The sequence below is a fragment of the Chromobacterium sp. LK1 genome (assembly GCF_001043555.1).
In the GTDB taxonomy this organism is placed as follows: domain Bacteria; phylum Pseudomonadota; class Gammaproteobacteria; order Burkholderiales; family Chromobacteriaceae; genus Chromobacterium; species Chromobacterium aquaticum.
On sequence record NZ_LDUI01000017.1, the window covers coordinates 61,317 to 77,571 of the forward strand.

Sequence of the window (16,255 nt, forward strand, 5' to 3'; positions counted from 1 at the left end):
TATGCCGGCAGGCTGGACGACGGCCTACCCCCCAAACGGCGTAGCGGCCGCCAGGTGCTGGGCCATCTGCCGCGCGTGATGGCGGCTCCACAGGTCAACGCGTTGCTGCAGCCACTCCGCGCTGGACGGCTGCGCATCGGTGGGTGCCCTGTCATTCCCCAGCAGGTTGACGCCGCCGGCCAGCAGCAATCCGGATTCGGAGTCTTCCAATTGACCGATGGTGGAAACCTGGGCCAGGTAGGGGTCGATGTCATCGGCGAAGCGCGCCAGATTGAGCGCGGTTTTCATGGAGCGATGGGCATCGGGTTCGGCCAATTCCCACAGCTTATAGCCCACCGCCACGCGCAGCCGCGCGATGCCGGGGCCGGGCGCGGCTGCCACCGGCAGACCTTCGCGGCAGAGCGCATGGGCCAGGCTGCTGTGGTAGCAGGCGTCGAAACGATTGTGCTCGTCGGCCGTCGCCGCCCGCCATTGGCCGTCCGCTTGGCGGCCCAGAAAGATCAGCGGCTCGATCAGGATGCCGTGATAGTGCTTCAGATCGACGCCGGGCTGCAGATACAGCACCTGGCCGGCATGGTCCGGGCTGGGATGGAAGGCCTCGCTGGGCAGCAGGACCAGATTCTCCGGCTTGTCCCCGGCGTGGCTGATATTGGCCAGCAAGGCGGAGGCCATCAGCGCGCAGGCAAGTTTAAAGAATGGTTTCATGATGCGGGCTCGGTGGCGGATTCAGAAGGTGATGGACTGTGCCCGCCACGCGGTGTTCCATCGATATTGTTGCGACTTTGTGACGAAGCGGACTATCTCCATACGGTTTATTGCGCCGACGAAGCCGCGCCGCGCCGCGTCGCCGGACCCAGTTGCCGGCACAGCAGCGGCGACCAATCCTGGACCAGCAATTGCCGCCAGCCGTCGCCATCGTCGGCGTCGCCGGCCTCCACTTGCGACTGCATGGTGACGCCGCCGGCCACCACGCCTTGCTCCATCGCGTCTTCCAATTGGGACACCGAGGACACCAGCTGCAGATAGGGTTCGATATTGGAGGCCATGCAGGGCAGCTGCAAAGCCACATGGCTGCTGCTCAGCGGCTGGCCGCCCTGGGCGATCCGCGATTGGCGCGCCGCCACCGCGATGCGCAGCCGCAGCACGCCGGGGGTGGCGACATCGGTCAGCGCGATCGGCCACGGCTGCAGCAGGGCGGCAACCTGTTGCCGCACGATCTGGTTGGCGGATTCCTGCTCGGCGATTTGCAGCAACTGCCAGCCGCCGTCCTGCTGGCGGTTCAGCAGCAGCAGGGGTTCGACGATCAGCGCGTGATAGTCGCTCAGCGCGGTGGGCGACTGCTGATACGTCAGTTGTTGGGCATGCCGGCCTGGCCGGAACGCCTCCATGGGCAAGCGCCATAAATTTCTGTCGGTCTGTCGGACTGCCGCCAATCTGGCCAGCGCCGTCCAGGCCACTAATGCGCATCCCAGATTGAAGAATGGCTTCATGAAAAGACTCGCATCATTTAAGCAGTCCATTTAATCAGATATAGAACGCGAGCAAAACTATGCAAAATGGAAAGGTGGCCAGTTGATCTGGCGCAAACTTTGCTTGATTGCAAAGGCCCGGCCTGACATGTCGATCAGGAGGGCTTGTCTGGTATCATGCGCGCTCGTCCCGCTGCGTTGTTTTACTCTTCCCGCCATTAAATGATGAAAACACTGTTTCGCCTGTTGTTGCTGTGCCTGGCGCTGGGCTGTGCCTGGCTGGCCTGGGTGGTTCTGCTTCCGGTTGGCCTGCCGGAAGCCGGCTATAAGCTGACCGTTGGACCCAATCGCACCCTGAGCCAGGTGGCGCGCGGTCTGGAGCAGGAAGGCGTGATCCGCAGCCGCCAGGTGATGGTGGCGCTGGCGCGCGCGCAAGGGGTGGACCGCAAGATCAAGGCCGGCCTGTATCGTTTCGACGGCCAGACCTCGATGCTGGAGATTCTGAACCGGTTGGCCGACGGCCACCCGGACGAAGCCAGCCTGACGGTGATAGAGGGCTGGACCTTCCGCCAATTCCGCCAGGCGATAGACCGCAATCCCGATATCAAGCACAGCGCCAAGGGCTGGAGCGATGAGGAGATCATGCAGCGGCTGGGCTTTGGCGACGCCAAGCCCGAGGGCCTGTTCTTCCCCAGCACCTATTTGTTCTCGCCCGACACCGAGGACGTGGAGCTGTACCGCCAGGCCTTCGGCGCGATGCAGCAGCGGCTGGAAGCGGCCTGGGCGGCGCGCAAGCCGGAGCTGCCTTACCGCACGCCTTATGAACTGCTGATCATGGCCAGCCTGATCGAGAAGGAAACCGGACAGGACGCCGACCGTCCAATGGTGGCGGGAGTGTTCGTCAACCGCCTGAAGCAGGGCATGCGCTTGCAGACCGATCCCTCGGTGATCTACGGCATGGGCAGCTTGTACCAGGGCAAGATAGGCAAGGCCGACCTGCGCCGCGACACGCCCTACAATACCTATACCCGCGCCGGCCTGACGCCGACGCCCATCGCCTTGCCGGGCAAGGCGGCGCTGGACGCGGCGGCCAATCCGGCCGCGACCAACGCCTTGTACTTCGTCGCCCGCGGCGACGGCACTTCGCACTTCTCGGCGACGCTGGACGAGCACAATCAGGCGGTGCGCAAATATATCTTGAAGAAAGGACAGTAATGGCGCTAGAGCAGCAACGCGGCCGTTTCATCAATCTGGAAGGCATAGACGGCGCCGGCAAAAGCACCCACCTGGCCTTCATCCGCGACTGGCTGGCGCAACACGGCGTCGACGCCGTCTTTACCCGCGAGCCGGGCGGCACCCCGCTGGGCGAGAAAATCCGCGAACTGCTGTTGGCGGTGGATACTGAGGTGTCGCTGGACGCCGAAACCCTGCTGGTGTTCGCCTCGCGCCAGCAATTGCTGCACAGCGTGATCGAACCGGCGCTCGCCGCCGGCCAGTGGCTGGTGTCGGATCGCTTCACCGATTCCACCTTCGCCTTTCAGGGCGGCGGCCGCGGCGTGCCGGCGGAGCGCATCGCCGCACTGGAACAATGGGTGCAGCATGGCTTGCAGCCGGATCTGACCTTACTGTTCGATCTGCCGCTGGAAGTGGCGGCCGAACGCATGTCCAAAACCCGGCAGCTGGACCGCTTCGAACAGGAGAAGGCCGATTTCCACGTGCGCGTGCGCGAAGCCTATCTGCGGCGCGCCGCCGGCCAGCCGCGTTTCGCGGTGCTGGACGCCAGCCGCTCCATCGCCGAAATCCAGGTCGACATCGCTGCCTGCCTGCAACGCCTGCTGGAGGCTAACTGATGCTGCTGCCCTGGCAACACCAAGATTGGGAACGGCTGAACGCCGAGCGCGAGCGCCTGCCCAATGCCTGGCTGTTCACCGGCGCCGCCGGCATCGGCAAGCTGGAGTTCGCCGAGCACCTGGCCCAGTCGCTGCTGTGCGAGCGGCCGCGCGCCGGCCACCAGCCCTGCGGCGAGTGCGAGGCCTGCCGCTGGTATCGGCACGGCACCCACCCGGACTTCCGCCGCTTGTCGCCGCTGTGCGATGAGGAAGAAGAAGGCAAGGACGGCGCCGAGGGCAAGAAAGTCAGCCGCAAGCTGCCGGTAATCAAGATCGAGGCGGTGCGCGAAGTGATCGAATTCGCCCATCTGAGCGCGCATCGCGCCGGCCGGCGCGTGGTGCTGGTGGAGCCGGCGGAAAGCCTGAACCCTGCCGCCGCCAACGCTTTGTTGAAAATCCTGGAGGAGCCGCCGGCCGAGGTGTTGTTCCTGCTGGTGGCGCACGCGCCGCAACGCTTGCTGCCCACCATACGCAGCCGTTGCCGCCAGTTTCCGCTGACCCGGCCGGATCAGGCGCAGGCGCTGGCCTGGCTGCGCGAGCAGGGCGTGGCCGACGCCGAACTGGAACTGGCGCACAACGGCGGCGCGCCCATGTTCGATCACGACCCGGCGCTGGCCAAGCTGCGCGGCCAGTTCGTGCAGGGCCTGGTCCAGCCCAGTTTCGCCAATGTGCTGCAGCTTGCCGAGGCGGTGGACAAGCAGAAACTGCCCTTGCTGCTGCCCTTGAACTGGCTGATGAAGTGGCTGCATGATCTGGCGGGTTTGAGACTGGCTGGTCTTGTCCGCTATTATCCAGATCAGGAGCGCGCCTTGCAGCAGCTGGCCGCGCGCGCCGATATCGCGCAATTGATGGAATGCCAGCAAACGCTGAGCCAGTTGGCTCCGTTCGGGCAGCATACCTTGAATACCCGCTTGCAATTGGAAGCGGTGCTGATGGACTATCTGAAGATATTCGCCAGCGGCAAAGCCGCCTGACACAGAGGTTAAGCCACGCTATGGACAACTCCGCCTCCCGCCCGGACCTCAATCCCAACCGACCCGGGGTGCTGTCCCTGCACATCAAGGAGCGCAGCGCGCTGTTCGCCGCCTATATGCCCTTTGTGCGCCACGGCGGCATTTTCATTCCCACCAACAAGGAAATGAAGCTGGGCGAGGAGGTGTTCCTGCTGCTGACGCTGATGGACGACCCGCAACGCATCGCGGTGCAGGCCAAGGTGGTGTGGCTGACGCCGGCCGGCGCCAACAACAGCCGGGTGCAGGGCATAGGCGTGGAGTTCGTCGCCGGCGACGCCGGCAAGCAGGCCAAGGACAAGATTGAAGCGCTGCTCAGCGGCGTGCTCAACTCCAGCCGGCCCACCCATACCATGTGATTGTTTTCGCGGCGCGCGTGTGCGCCGCAGCCTGATTGACGCAAAAATGTTTATCGATTCCCACTGCCATATCAATTTCCCCGATCTCGCCGCGCGCATGCCGGAAGTGTTGGCCAATATGCAGGCCAAGCAGGTCAGCCACGCGCTGGTGATCGGCGTCAGCCGTCCCAAATATCCGCAAGTGCTGGAACTCGCGGAGAGCCACGGCAATCTATACGCCACCGTGGGCGTGCACCCGGACGATCCGGAGGCCGAAGAGTACAGCGAGGACGAACTGGTGGCGCTGGCCGCGCATCCGCGCGTGGTCGGCATCGGCGAAACCGGGCTGGACTACCATTGGTGCAAGGGCGATCTGGAGTGGCAGCACCAGCGCTTCCGCACCCATATCCGCGCCGCCAAGCGCGTCGGCCTGCCGCTGGTGATCCATACCCGCGAGTCCGCCGAGGACACCATCCGCATCATGCGCGAAGAAAACGCCGAGGTGTGCGGCGGCGTGATGCACTGTTTCACCGAAACCTGGGAAGTGGCGCAAGCCGCGCTGGAACTGGGCTTCTACATCTCCTTCTCCGGCGTGGTCACCTTCAAGAACGCGGCCCAGGTCAAGGACGTGGCGCAGCGGGTGCCGCTGGAGCGGATGCTGATCGAAACCGATTCGCCGTATCTGGCGCCGGTGCCGTTCCGCGGCAAGGTCAACGAGCCGGCCTATGTGCGCCACGTGGCCGAGCACATCGCCGAGCTGCGCGGCATCGAGCTGGCCGAAGTGGCGCGCGCCACCAGCGATAATTTTTTCCGGCTGTTCGCCAAGGCCAGCCGCTGAACCAGGGAAAGCGCATGAAGCGAATCTTGCTGGCCTTGCTGACGGTGTTGCTGTCGGCCCAGGCCTGGGCCAACTGCATCAACCTGAATGGCCGCAGCTATTGTTCCGAGGATGGCGGCATTGCGCTATTGCAACGGGGACAGGCGGTGTGCGGCAAGGGCGAGTGCGCGATCGACGAGTTCGGCAATGCGCTGTGCTCGCCCTATGCGGGCGGCGGCGTGGTGCGCGCCGGCGGCGCTACCTACACCGGTCCTGGCGCCTGCGTGCTATCCCGCGACGGCAACGCGTATTGCGCCAAGCAGCCACGCGGCAGCTGCCAGCAGGATGCCGACGGCAGCGTCCGCTGTGACGGCGGCTGGGTGCGGGAGGCGGCGGTGCGTCCTCCCCTCTGCCGTTGACTCGACGGCGTTTACACAGGAAATCACGCATTGGGTTCGCTTGAAGTCACCATTCTGGGCTGCGGCTCCAGTTCCGGCACGCCGGCGATAGGCTGCGACTGCGCCACCTGTCTGTCGCCGGACCCGCGCAATCGCCGCACTCGCGCCAGCGCCTATATCAAGGTGGGAGGCCAGGGCCTGCTGATCGACACCGGGCCGGACCTGAGGCAGCAGGCGCTGCGCGAAGGCATACGCCAGGTGGACGCGGTGCTGTACACCCATCCGCACGCCGATCATCTGAACGGTATCGACGATCTGCGCGCCTTCTGCTATGTGAAGAAAGGCCCGATCACGCTCTACGGCAATGCCTTCACCCTGGACAATATCAAGACCCGCTTCGACTACGCCTTGCTGCCGCCGTCCAAGATGTGGGACAAGCCGGTGCTGCTGCCGCAGCAGGTGGACGGGCCGGTGGATTGCGGCGGCGTCACGCTGACGCCGGTGCCCCTGCAACACGGTTCCTGGCCCTGCCTGGGCTGGCGCGTCGGCGACATGGCCTGGCTGACCGATGTGTCCGATATCCCGGACAGCAGCCTGCCCTTGTTGCAAGGACTTAAGCTCTTATTCCTGGACTGCCTGAACCACGATCCCTATCCGTCCCACCTGGGCGTGCAGCAATCCTTCGCCTGGGCCAAGCGCATCGGCGCCGAACGCACGGTGCTGATCCATATGACCCACCGCCTGGAGTTCGGCGCGCTCAGCGCCGAGTGCCCGCCCGGCATCGAGGTGGGGCATGACGGGCTGCGCATCGAGCTGCCGTTTAGCTGATGCCCGTCATGCAAAGAAAGCGTTAATAATCAATCGCTTTTATTTCAGGGTTGCAGCGGGATCTTTTGGTCCAGCACCGCCACCGCGGTCAGCGCATTGTCCGGGCTGCCGTCGATCAGCTTGTCCGAGTAGCTGAGATAGGTCAGCGTATTGCGTTTGGCGTCGACGATGCGCACCACCCGCACATGCTTGAAGATGAAGGACGCGCCTTCCTTGAACACCTGCTCCTGCTTGGGCAAGGGCCGCGAGAACTTGATCGCGCCCACCTGGCGGCAGGCCACCGAGAAGCGCGACGGATCCTTGGCCAGGCCCAGCGCGCCCTTGTAGCCGCCGGTCTTGGCGCGCGAGATATAGCAGGCCACGCCTTGCACCGCCGGGTCGTCGAAGGCTTCCACCACCACCTTGTCGTTGGGGCTGAGCAGCTTGAAGGTGGTGGACACCTCGCCCACTTCCTCGGCCATCGCGGGCGCGGACAGGCAGGCGAGCAGAAACAGGGCAATCTTGTTCATTCAGGTTCTCCGGCGGCGGGAAAAGAGCCGGCCGCGAGAGGCGGCCGGTGGTTAGCGGATGAAAGCGATTGTAGGGAAAGCCGGGCTTCGCCTCAATCGGCAGCCGCTTTGGCGCGGAAGGCCGCCATTTCATCGGCGATGAAGTACTCTATCATCGTGCGGTAGACCGCCGCGGTCAGCGCCGCGTCGGCGCCCAGTTCGCCGGCCAGACGCTCGACGCGGCGCATCACCTGATCGACGCGTTTGCCGCCTTCCACTTCTTCCCGGCTGTGCTTGAACGCCGCCGCCTGGCGCACGTAAAGGCCGCGCTCGGCGATCAGCGCCACCAGCGCGCGGTCGATGCGGTCGATCTGGCCGCGCACCTCTTCCAGGTTTTGGCATTGGTAGAGTTGTTCCATTCCGAGGCCTTCTTTTAGTAGTAGTTCAAGCCCATCGCCGCCTTCACCTCGGCCAGCGTGGCGGCCGCCACTTCGCGCGCGCGCTGGGTGCCGGTCTTCAGCATCGCCATCACCGCGGCCGGGTCGCGCGCGTACTGCTCGCGGCGGGCGCGGATCGGCTCCAGCAGTGTCTGCAGGCATTCTTCCAACTGCTTCTTGATCACGGTGTCGCCCAGGCCGCCGTGGCGATAATGCTCCTTCCATTCCGCCACCTGCTCCGGGTCGGAATGGAACACGTCCAGATAGGTGAACACCACATTGCCTTCCACCTGGCCGGGATCGGCGACGCGTAGGTGATTGGGGTCGGTGTACATCATCTTCACCGCCTGGCGGATATCATCCGGCGTGGCCGACAAGGTGATGGTATTGCCCAGCGATTTGGACATCTTGGCCTTGCCATCGATGCCAGGCAGGCGCGAGCCTTGCTCCGGCACCACCGCCCGCGCTTCCACCAGCACCGCCTGATCCACGCTGCCGTTGAAGCGGCGCACGATCTCATTGGTCTGCTCGATCATCGGAATCTGGTCTTCGCCCACCGGCACGATGCTGGCCTTGAAGGCGGTGATGTCGGCGGCCTGGGCGGCGGGATAGGTGAGGAAACCGGCGGGGATGTCGCGCTCGTAGCCGCGCTGCTTGATCTCGTCCTTGATGGTGGGGTTGCGTTCCAGCCGCGCCACGGTGACCAGATTGAGGTAGTAGGAAGACAGCTCGGTCAGTTCCGGCACCAGGCTCTGGATGAAGATGGTGCTTTTCTCCGGGTCTATGCCCACCGCCAGATAGTCCAGCGCCACTTGCAGCACATTGTCGCGCACCTTCAGATAGTTGCCCATATTGTCGGTCAGCGCCTGAGCATCGGCGAGCAGCAGGAACTGGCGGCAACGGTCTTGCAGGATCACGCGGTTGCGTAGCGAACCGACATAGTGGCCCAGATGCAATTGCCCGGTGGTGCGGTCGCCGGTGAGGATGATGTCTTTGGCTGTGATGCTGTCCAGATTCATAACAGTGGTCTCCAGTAAGCTTGAGCTTGTTGGAAACTGCCGATCCGGGGAGGAGTGCTGCTGGAAACCCTATGCCGCCGTATCGGCAGCTTCCGGGTTTGGGGTATGCAAACGCCGGTGCCGCCTTAGTTCAGGCGCCACCACCAAAAGAAGGTTGCGGATGCGGTTGCGTAGTTCATGGGCTTTATCAGAGCACGGCGGGCAAAGCAGCGTCAAGTGCCGCGTTCACACCGCCACGTGCAGCAGGCTGCCGGCGGGGGGCATGGTTTCCTGCGCATAAGGCATTGCGGCGTCCTGGCGCGCCGCGGCCTGAGCCTGGCGCAGCAATCGGGCGAAAGCCTCGCCATGGGCGCCGGGGCGCTCGCCCGCGGAGGATGGCGGCGGCGCGGCGAACTCGGCCATTTCCTTGCGCGGGTCGCTGGCGGCGGCGCGGCTGTCGCTCTTGGGCGCCACCGCGCCCACTTCCTTCAGCGGGGAAACGGTGGGTTTGGCGAGCGCGGCGATGGAGACGATCTGCATCGGATGTCCCGGTCCAGGGATTCAAGATGCTTGTTCGAGAGCGGCTGCTTGCTATATGTTCCGGAGGGAATTGTAAAAAAATGATAAGAAACAAAGTGCTATCTGGATATTGGCGCTGATTGCACCAGGCATCGGGCATGAAAACGGCCGGGCGAAGCCGGCCGGGTCCGTGGCGTGTGGGCCGTGCTAGAAACGGCGGCCCAGCGCGGCCTTGTGCATGATGGTGGACGCGATTTCCTCGATCGACTTATGGGTGGTGCTGATGAAGGACACGCCATGGTGGCGGAACATGGACTCGGCCTCGTTCACCTCGCGGCGGCAGTTGTCCATGCTGGCGTATTTGGAATCCGGCCGGCGCTCGGAACGGATGTGATGGAGGCGGGCGGGGTCAATGGTCAGGCCGAACATCTTGTCCTTGAACGGCAGCAGCATCTTGGGCAGCGTCGGGCTGCCCAGGTCTTCCGGCGTCAGCGGATAGTTGGCGGCGCGGATGCCGTATTGCAGCGCCAGATACAGGCAGGTTGGCGTCTTGCCGGAGCGGGACACGCCGACCAGGATCACGTCCGCCTCGTGCAGGTCCTTCAGCTTGACGCCGTCGTCGTGGTTCAGCGAGAAGTTCACCGCCTCGATGCGATGATCGTACTTTTCCTCGTTGACCATGCCGTGAGCCTTGCCCACGCTCAGCGACGCGCGCTGACCTATCTCCTGTTCCAGCTGGCCGATGAAGGTGTCGAAGAAATCTATCATCACCGCGTTCTCAACCTGCAGCGCGCTGCGCACCTCCGGGTTGATGATGCTGGTGAACACCAGCGGCTTCAGGTGATCGGTTTCCGACACCTGGCGGATGACTTCCGCCAAGGCCTGCGCTTTTTCCACGGTATCGACGAAGGGAATGGTTTCGCGCTTGAATTCCACGGTGTCGAACTGGGTCAGCAGCGTGTGGCCCAGCGATTCGGCGGTGATGCCGGTTCGGTCGGAAACGAAGAAGGCGGAACGGAGGTGGTGTGGCATGCAAGCACCTGTATTGCGAGTGAACGAGGCCGGAACCGCGTCTGCCGCGCAGTGGCGGCGCGCCCGGAGTTGTGGGAATTCTATACTTTGAATGGCCGCGGCGACAGCCAACGATGCCTGATTACGCGCAATGTAGTGAGGGAATTACACGGTTTTGACAATCATTTTCATCAGGAATGCTCGTCAACTTATTGATTCTGTTGCAATGCTTGTCCTTGTCAGGCCGAAAACCCGTGTTGCGCTGCAAAAGACGCTACGCATTCGGCACGTAATTCGGCTAGAATGCGGCCCTATCGTCCCAATCCAACACAGGAAGTGAAGTGATGGCTGAGAACTACGTCATCTGGTTCGAGAAACTGCGCATGACCGATGTGGAGCAGGTAGGCGGCAAGAACGCCTCCCTTGGTGAAATGATCAGCCAACTGGCTGGCTCCGGGGTTCGCGTCCCGGGCGGCTTCGCCACCACAGCGCAGGCTTACCGGGATTTTCTGCAGCACAATGGCCTGGCCGACAAGATCAGCGCCGCGCTGGCCAAGCTGGACATCGACGATGTCAGCGAACTGGCCAGGATAGGCAAGGAAATCCGTCAATGGATCATCGACACCCCGTTCCCCGCCAAGCTTGATGCCGATATCAAAGAGGCCTGGGATCAGATGGTGGCCGATGCCGGAGGCGCCGATATCTCCGTTGCAGTCCGTTCCTCCGCCACCGCAGAAGACCTCCCCGACGCCTCGTTCGCAGGCCAGCAAGAAACCTTCCTGAATATCCGCGGCCTTGACAATGTCAAGGATGCGATGAAACACGTTTTCGCCTCCCTCTACAACGACCGCGCCATTTCCTACCGCGTGCACAAAGGCTTTGAGCACGACGTAGTGGCTTTGTCCGCCGGCGTGCAGCGCATGGTGCGCTCCGACTGCGGCGCGGCCGGCGTGATGTTCACCATCGACACCGAATCCGGCTTTGACGACGTGGTGTTCATCACCGCCTCCTACGGCCTGGGCGAAACCGTGGTGCAAGGCGCGGTGAATCCCGACGAATTCTACGTGCACAAGCCGACGCTGAAAGCCGGCCGTCCGGCGGTGCTGCGCAAGACCATGGGCTCCAAGCTGATCAAGATGGAGTTCACCGACGCCTCGCAAGCCGGCCGCTCGGTCAAGACCGTGGACGTGTCCCCGGCGGAGCGCCAGCAGTTCTCCATCAGCGACGCCGAAGTGGCCGAACTGGCCGAATACGCGCTGATCATCGAGAAGCACTATGGCCGTCCGATGGACATCGAATGGGGCCGCGACGGCCACGACGGCAAGCTCTACATCCTGCAGGCGCGTCCGGAAACGGTGAAGTCGCAGGAAGACCGCAAGGACACCCTGCGCCGCTATCGCCTGAACAGCAAATCGCAAGTGCTGTGCGAAGGCCGCGCCATCGGTCAGAAGATCGGCCAGGGCGTGGTGCGCACCATCAAGGACGCGTCCGAGATGGACCGCGTCAAGCCGGGCGACGTGCTGGTCACCGACATGACCGACCCGGATTGGGAACCGGTGATGAAGCGCGCCGCCGCCATCGTCACCAACCGTGGCGGCCGTACCTGCCACGCGGCCATCATCGCGCGCGAGTTGGGCATCCCGGCCGTGGTGGGTTGCGGCGACGCCACCCAGGTATTGTCCGAAGGCATGCAGGTGACCGTATCCTGCGCCGAAGGCGACACCGGCAATATCTATGACGGCCTGCTGGACGTGGAAGTGATCGATCTGGAACTGGACAAGATGCCCAAGGCCCCGGTCAAGATCATGATGAACGTCGGCAACCCGGAACTGGCTTTCGACTTCGCGCAGCTGCCGAACGAAGGCGTGGGCCTGGCGCGCATGGAATTCGTGATCAACCGTCAGATCGGCATCCACCCGAAAGCGCTGCTGGAGTTCGACAAGCTGCCGGCGGATCTGAAAGCCACCATTAGCGACCGCATCGCCGGTTACGCCAGCCCGGTGGACTTCTACGTCGACAAGATCGCCGAAGGCGTGTCCACCCTGGCCGCCGCCTTCTATCCGAAAAAGGTCATCGTGCGCATGTCCGACTTCAAGTCGAACGAGTACGCCAACCTGATCGGCGGTCAGCTGTACGAGCCGCACGAAGAAAACCCGATGATCGGTTTCCGCGGCGCCGCCCGCTACGTGGCCGAATCCTTCCGCGATTGCTTTGAACTGGAATGCCGCGCCATCAAGAAAGTGCGCGACGTGATGGGTCTGACCAATGTGGAAGTGATGATTCCCTTTGTGCGCACCCTGTCCGAAGCCGAGCAAGTGGTGGAGATCCTGGCCGCCAACGGCCTCAAGCGCGGCGAAAACGGCCTGCGCCTGATCATGATGTGCGAACTGCCGACCAACGCCGTGTTGGCCGACAAGTTCCTGCAGCATTTCGACGGCTTCTCCATCGGCTCCAACGACATGACCCAGCTGACGCTGGGCGTGGACCGCGACTCCGGCGGCCCGATCGCCACCACCTTCGACGAGCGCAACGAAGCGGTCAAGGTCATGCTGCACATGGCGATCCAGGCTTGCCGCAAGCAAGGCAAGTACATCGGCATCTGCGGCCAAGGCCCGTCGGACCATCCGGACTTCGCCAAGTGGCTGGTGGAAGAGGGCATCGAAACCGTGTCCCTGAACCCGGACACCGTGGTGGAAACCTGGTTGTACCTGGCGCGCGAACTGAACAGCTAAGCTCGCTGTCTCGCCGCTTTCAAACCGCCCGCTTGCCGGGCGGTTTTGTTTTGTCCGGCGTTTCTTGCAAGCCGGCGCGGGAACGGATGCATATGCTGGGCGGCATCAATGATCTGATTCATCACCTTTATCAGGATGCTCCCATGCGACTCCCCTTCCTCCCGGTTTCCCATCACACACTGGATGTCTTGATCCCGCGTTATCTGAACGCGCCGCAGGCCAAGGAAGCCAGCGCGCTGGCCAAGGTATTGACCGCGTGCTCCAATCAGGCGGTGGAGCGCGGCAGCTATGCCAATCTCGGCGCCTTGCGCGATGCCATCGCCGCCGAGATCAAGCCGCTGCCGGCGAGTTTTGGCCATAAACAGCTGAGATTGAATACCGAGCTGCAAGTGGCGCTCAAGGGCGTGAACAAGCGCATCGCCAGCGAGCAAGCGCATTACCGCCAGCAACTGAGCCACGCCCAACAAGGCTATGCGGTGGATCTGGCTCATTCGAGCCGCTTATTGGGAGAGCAGGCCAACGCTTAAGCTTGGGTTAAGCCGACACTGTTTTAATGGCACCGTCAACCAACGCTTAAGGAAGCACCACATGAAAACCATCACCGTTCTGCTCACCGCCGCCGCGCTGTCCCTGCCTTTCGCCGCTCAGGCCGAATTCGCCGGCCCCGGCGTGCCGGCCGCCGTCACCACCGTGGCCGCCGCGCAGAAAGCCGCCGACGATACCCCGGTGACGCTGGAAGGCAAGATCGTGCGCCAGATCGACCACAAGCGTTACGAATTCCGCGACGCCACTGGCACTATGACGGTGAAGATCAGCCAGAAGCGCCTGCCGGCGCAAAAGTTCGACCAGAACAGCAAGCTGCGCATCGTCGGCGAAGTGGACAAGGAACTGACTTCGACCAAGGTGGACGCCAAGCTGGTGGAAGTGCTGCCGTAAACCGTTGTCCCCCTGCAACGCGAACGGGCCCGGCGCTGCGCAAGCAGGCCGGGCCCGTGTCTTTACTGGGGGCTTACTGTGATGGCCCTTCGTCCTTCAACTGTTCCTCATGCTCCAACTCCTGCTGCGCCTCCAGCGCCTGCTCCTCGGCCTCGCGCAGCATATGGTTGATCTGGTCGAAGTCGAACAGATCCTGAGTATTGCGCAGCCGCTCGGCGTAATGAATGACGTTGCCGCCATCGGCCAGCAGCAAGGAAGGCGCGGTATAGCCGCTGAGCGGATACTCGCGGATCAGCACCCCGTAGTGCTTGTGGAAATCGCGGCCGCGCAGCGTGGACAGCAGGGTGACATGGGGCAGGCCGTGTTCGCGGCGCGCGCGCGCCAGCGAGGATGGCGAATCCACGGTGATCACCACCAGGCCGATCTGCGGCCAGCGCTCCAGAAAACGCCGCGTCTCCTGCAATAGATACTGGCCGCCATGTTCGTATTCATCCAAGGACAGCAAGGTCAGGATCAGCTTGGGCACGCCGCCCAGGCTTTCCAGCGCCACGTCCTGCTTGCCATCGCCCACCAGCATGAAACTGGGCAGATAAGCGCCCACCTGAGGGAAATCCCCTTCCACCGGCAGCAGCTCATCGCCGTATTGCAACATGAAGTCGCTCATTCTCTGTCTCCCTATACCCCAGTTTCTATCGTGGACCACGCGGCGGCAAAAGCAAGGCGGCACTGCGCCGCGGGCATAAAAAAAGCCTGCGCGAGCGCAGGCTATAACGGCTGGGAAAACAAAAGCTTAGGAGCGGGCGCCGTCTGTCGCGGCGGCCAGTTGCGGCTGCAGCGGCGCGGCGGTGGCTTCCTCCGGCAGCACCGGCTCGCCGGCCAGCACGCGGCGCATGCGTTCTTCGTCCAGCGCCTTCTCCCAGCGCGCCACCACGATGGTGGCCACGCCGTTGCCGATCAGATTGGTGATGGCGCGGGCCTCGGACATGAAGCGGTCGATGCCGATCAGCAGCGCCAGGCCGGACACAGGCAACTTGCCGCCCAGCGTGGCCAGCGTGGCGGCCAGGGTGATGAAGCCGCCGCCAGTCACCGCCGCCGCGCCCTTGGAGGTGAGCAGCAGCACGCCTAGCAGGCCTAGCTCCTCCGCCAGCGTCAGGTCCACATTGGTGGCTTGGGCGATGAAGATGGCGGCCATGGTCAGATAGATGGAAGTGCCGTCCAGATTGAAGGAGTAGCCGGTGGGAATCACCATGCCCACCACCGGCTTGGAGCAGCCCAGGTTTTCCAGCTTCTTCATGATGCCCGGCAGCGCGGATTCCGACGAAGACGTGCCCAGCACCAGCAGCAGCTCTTCCTTGATGTAGACCAGGAAGCGCCACAGACTGAAGCCGTTGAGCTTGGCGATGGTGCCCAGCACCACGAACACGAAGGCGAAGCAGGTCAGGTAGACGCAGAGCATCAGGAAACCCAGCTGTTTCAGCGAACCCACGCCGTATTTGCCGATGGTGAAGGCCATCGCGCCGAAGGCACCGATGGGGGCCAGCTTCATCAGCATATTGATCACGCCGAACAAGGCGTGGGAGAACTCGTCCAGGATGTGGACGATGGTCTTGCCGTTGTCGCCCATCTTGGTCAGCGCCAGGCCCAGCAGCACCGAGAAAGTCAGCACCTGCAGGATTTCGCCGTTGGCGAACGCGCCCACCACCGTATCCGGAATGATGTGCATCAGGAAATCAATGCTGCTCATTTCCTTGGCGTTGGCGGCGTACTTGGCCACCGAGTGCGCGTCCAGCGTGCTCGGGTCCACATTGAGGCCGGCGCCGGGCTTGAGCACATTCACCACCACCAGGCCGATCACCAGCGCCAGCGTGGTGACGGCTTCAAAGTAGAACAGCGCTTTCACGCCCACGCGGCCCACTTCCTTCATATCGCCCATCTTGGCGATGCCCACCACCACGGTGGCGAAGATGATGGGCGCGATCATCATCTTGATCAGCTTGATGAAGGCGTCGCCCAGCGGCTTCATCTTCGCGCCCAGATCGGGAACGAAGGCGCCGAGCATCACGCCGAGGAAAATGGCCAGCAGCACTTGGAAATAGAGGCGCTGGTAGAGAGGGGTTTTGGTCTGCATCGCGATCCCTGTAGCGTTGTCTGACTCCGGCTCGGGGCGGGCCGGAGTTGTTATGCAATCAAAAGCGGGCTCTTAACGGCCCATGACTGCGGATGCTAGCAAGAGGCGGGGCGGTGACGAATTGCCGATATCCCTATGCGGGATAACCCCAATGCGAACAAATTCATGTGCTTGGCATTGGGAATGGCGCGCCGCGGACGAAGCCGGGCGGCGCGGTTGAGGCAAGCCTTTGTGACGGGAGAAGGGAAAGCTAGAGG

Annotated in this window: 19 protein-coding genes; 10 read left to right on the plus strand and 9 right to left on the minus strand. The window is 63.2% G+C overall.

Annotation, left to right across the window (positions count from 1 at the left end; all coding sequences use genetic code 11):
- Positions 1-24: 24 nt before the first annotated feature.
- Positions 25-705 (minus strand): DUF3313 family protein, encoded by a 681-nt coding sequence (locus VI26_RS08315; RefSeq protein ID WP_082150956.1) that lies wholly within the window; start codon positions 703-705, stop codon positions 25-27.
- Between the two features lie 107 nt (positions 706-812).
- Positions 813-1,388, minus strand: a complete 576-nt coding sequence (locus tag VI26_RS08320) for a DUF3313 family protein (protein ID WP_048409273.1) — start codon at positions 1,386-1,388, stop codon at positions 813-815.
- Positions 1,389-1,691: 303 nt separating this feature from the next.
- Here VI26_RS08320 and mltG point away from each other — a divergent pair, with 303 nt between their 5' ends.
- From mltG to VI26_RS08355, 7 genes are read left to right on the plus strand one after another with little or no spacing between them, the layout of a single operon-like run.
- Positions 1,692-2,684 carry an endolytic transglycosylase MltG gene (mltG, locus tag VI26_RS08325; RefSeq protein WP_048409274.1) on the plus strand — a complete coding sequence of 331 codons (993 nt, stop codon included), beginning with the start codon at positions 1,692-1,694 and terminating at the stop codon, positions 2,682-2,684.
- Positions 2,684-3,319, plus strand: coding sequence for a dTMP kinase (tmk, locus tag VI26_RS08330; RefSeq protein ID WP_048409275.1), 636 nt, complete (start codon positions 2,684-2,686; stop codon positions 3,317-3,319). Before mltG ends, tmk begins: the two co-directional genes overlap by 1 nt.
- Positions 3,319-4,332, plus strand: a complete 1,014-nt coding sequence (locus tag VI26_RS08335) for a DNA polymerase III subunit delta' (protein ID WP_048409276.1) — start codon at positions 3,319-3,321, stop codon at positions 4,330-4,332. Before tmk ends, VI26_RS08335 begins: the two co-directional genes overlap by 1 nt.
- A gap of 20 nt (positions 4,333-4,352) precedes the next feature.
- Positions 4,353-4,727: a PilZ domain-containing protein gene (locus VI26_RS08340; RefSeq protein ID WP_048409277.1), complete on the plus strand. Its 375-nt coding sequence runs from the start codon at positions 4,353-4,355 to the stop codon at positions 4,725-4,727.
- A gap of 46 nt (positions 4,728-4,773) precedes the next feature.
- The gene (locus VI26_RS08345; protein ID WP_048409278.1) at positions 4,774-5,544 is read left to right on the plus strand and encodes a TatD family hydrolase; all 771 of its coding nucleotides are present in this window, start codon (positions 4,774-4,776) and stop codon (positions 5,542-5,544) included.
- Positions 5,545-5,558: 14 nt separating this feature from the next.
- Complete coding sequence (locus VI26_RS08350; protein WP_048409279.1) at positions 5,559-5,942, plus strand: hypothetical protein; 384 nt, start codon at positions 5,559-5,561, stop codon at positions 5,940-5,942.
- Between the two features lie 30 nt (positions 5,943-5,972).
- Positions 5,973-6,749 carry an MBL fold metallo-hydrolase gene (locus VI26_RS08355; RefSeq protein WP_048409280.1) on the plus strand — a complete coding sequence of 259 codons (777 nt, stop codon included), beginning with the start codon at positions 5,973-5,975 and terminating at the stop codon, positions 6,747-6,749.
- A 44-nt stretch (positions 6,750-6,793) separates the two neighbouring features.
- Here the strand turns inward: VI26_RS08355 and VI26_RS08360 are convergent, their stop codons facing one another.
- The 5 genes from VI26_RS08360 to VI26_RS08380 form a co-directional block, all read right to left on the minus strand.
- Positions 6,794-7,258: a CreA family protein gene (locus tag VI26_RS08360; RefSeq protein WP_048409281.1), complete on the minus strand. Its 465-nt coding sequence runs from the start codon at positions 7,256-7,258 to the stop codon at positions 6,794-6,796.
- Positions 7,259-7,350: 92 nt separating this feature from the next.
- A complete protein-coding gene (locus VI26_RS08365; RefSeq protein WP_048409282.1) occupies positions 7,351-7,656 on the minus strand; it encodes a chorismate mutase in 306 nt (101 codons plus the stop codon).
- A gap of 14 nt (positions 7,657-7,670) precedes the next feature.
- Positions 7,671-8,693 (minus strand): tryptophan--tRNA ligase, encoded by a 1,023-nt coding sequence (gene trpS / locus VI26_RS08370; protein WP_048409283.1) that lies wholly within the window; start codon positions 8,691-8,693, stop codon positions 7,671-7,673.
- Between the two features lie 225 nt (positions 8,694-8,918).
- On the minus strand, positions 8,919-9,212 hold the full coding sequence (locus VI26_RS08375; RefSeq protein ID WP_048409284.1) for a hypothetical protein: 294 nt from the start codon (positions 9,210-9,212) through the stop codon (positions 8,919-8,921).
- 186 nt (positions 9,213-9,398) lie between these two features.
- Entirely contained in the window at positions 9,399-10,223 is an 825-nt protein-coding gene (locus VI26_RS08380; protein WP_048409285.1) for a pyruvate, water dikinase regulatory protein, read from the minus strand.
- A 323-nt stretch (positions 10,224-10,546) separates the two neighbouring features.
- On the opposite strand from VI26_RS08380, the gene ppsA reads away from it, so the two are divergent.
- The 3 genes from ppsA (at position 10,547) to VI26_RS08395 (ending at position 13,870) form a co-directional block, all read left to right on the plus strand.
- Complete coding sequence (gene ppsA / locus VI26_RS08385; RefSeq protein WP_048409286.1) at positions 10,547-12,934, plus strand: phosphoenolpyruvate synthase; 2,388 nt, start codon at positions 10,547-10,549, stop codon at positions 12,932-12,934.
- Between the two features lie 143 nt (positions 12,935-13,077).
- Complete coding sequence (locus tag VI26_RS08390) at positions 13,078-13,461, plus strand: hypothetical protein (protein WP_156183807.1); 384 nt, start codon at positions 13,078-13,080, stop codon at positions 13,459-13,461.
- 61 nt (positions 13,462-13,522) lie between these two features.
- A complete protein-coding gene (locus tag VI26_RS08395) occupies positions 13,523-13,870 on the plus strand; it encodes a NirD/YgiW/YdeI family stress tolerance protein (protein ID WP_048409288.1) in 348 nt (115 codons plus the stop codon).
- A gap of 73 nt (positions 13,871-13,943) precedes the next feature.
- On the opposite strand, the gene VI26_RS08400 is transcribed toward VI26_RS08395, so the two are convergent.
- Entirely contained in the window at positions 13,944-14,534 is a 591-nt protein-coding gene (locus VI26_RS08400) for a thiol peroxidase (protein WP_197081422.1), read from the minus strand.
- Positions 14,535-14,660: 126 nt separating this feature from the next.
- On the minus strand, positions 14,661-15,998 hold the full coding sequence (locus tag VI26_RS08405) for a dicarboxylate/amino acid:cation symporter (protein WP_048409289.1): 1,338 nt from the start codon (positions 15,996-15,998) through the stop codon (positions 14,661-14,663).
- Positions 15,999-16,255: the final 257 nt, after the last annotated feature.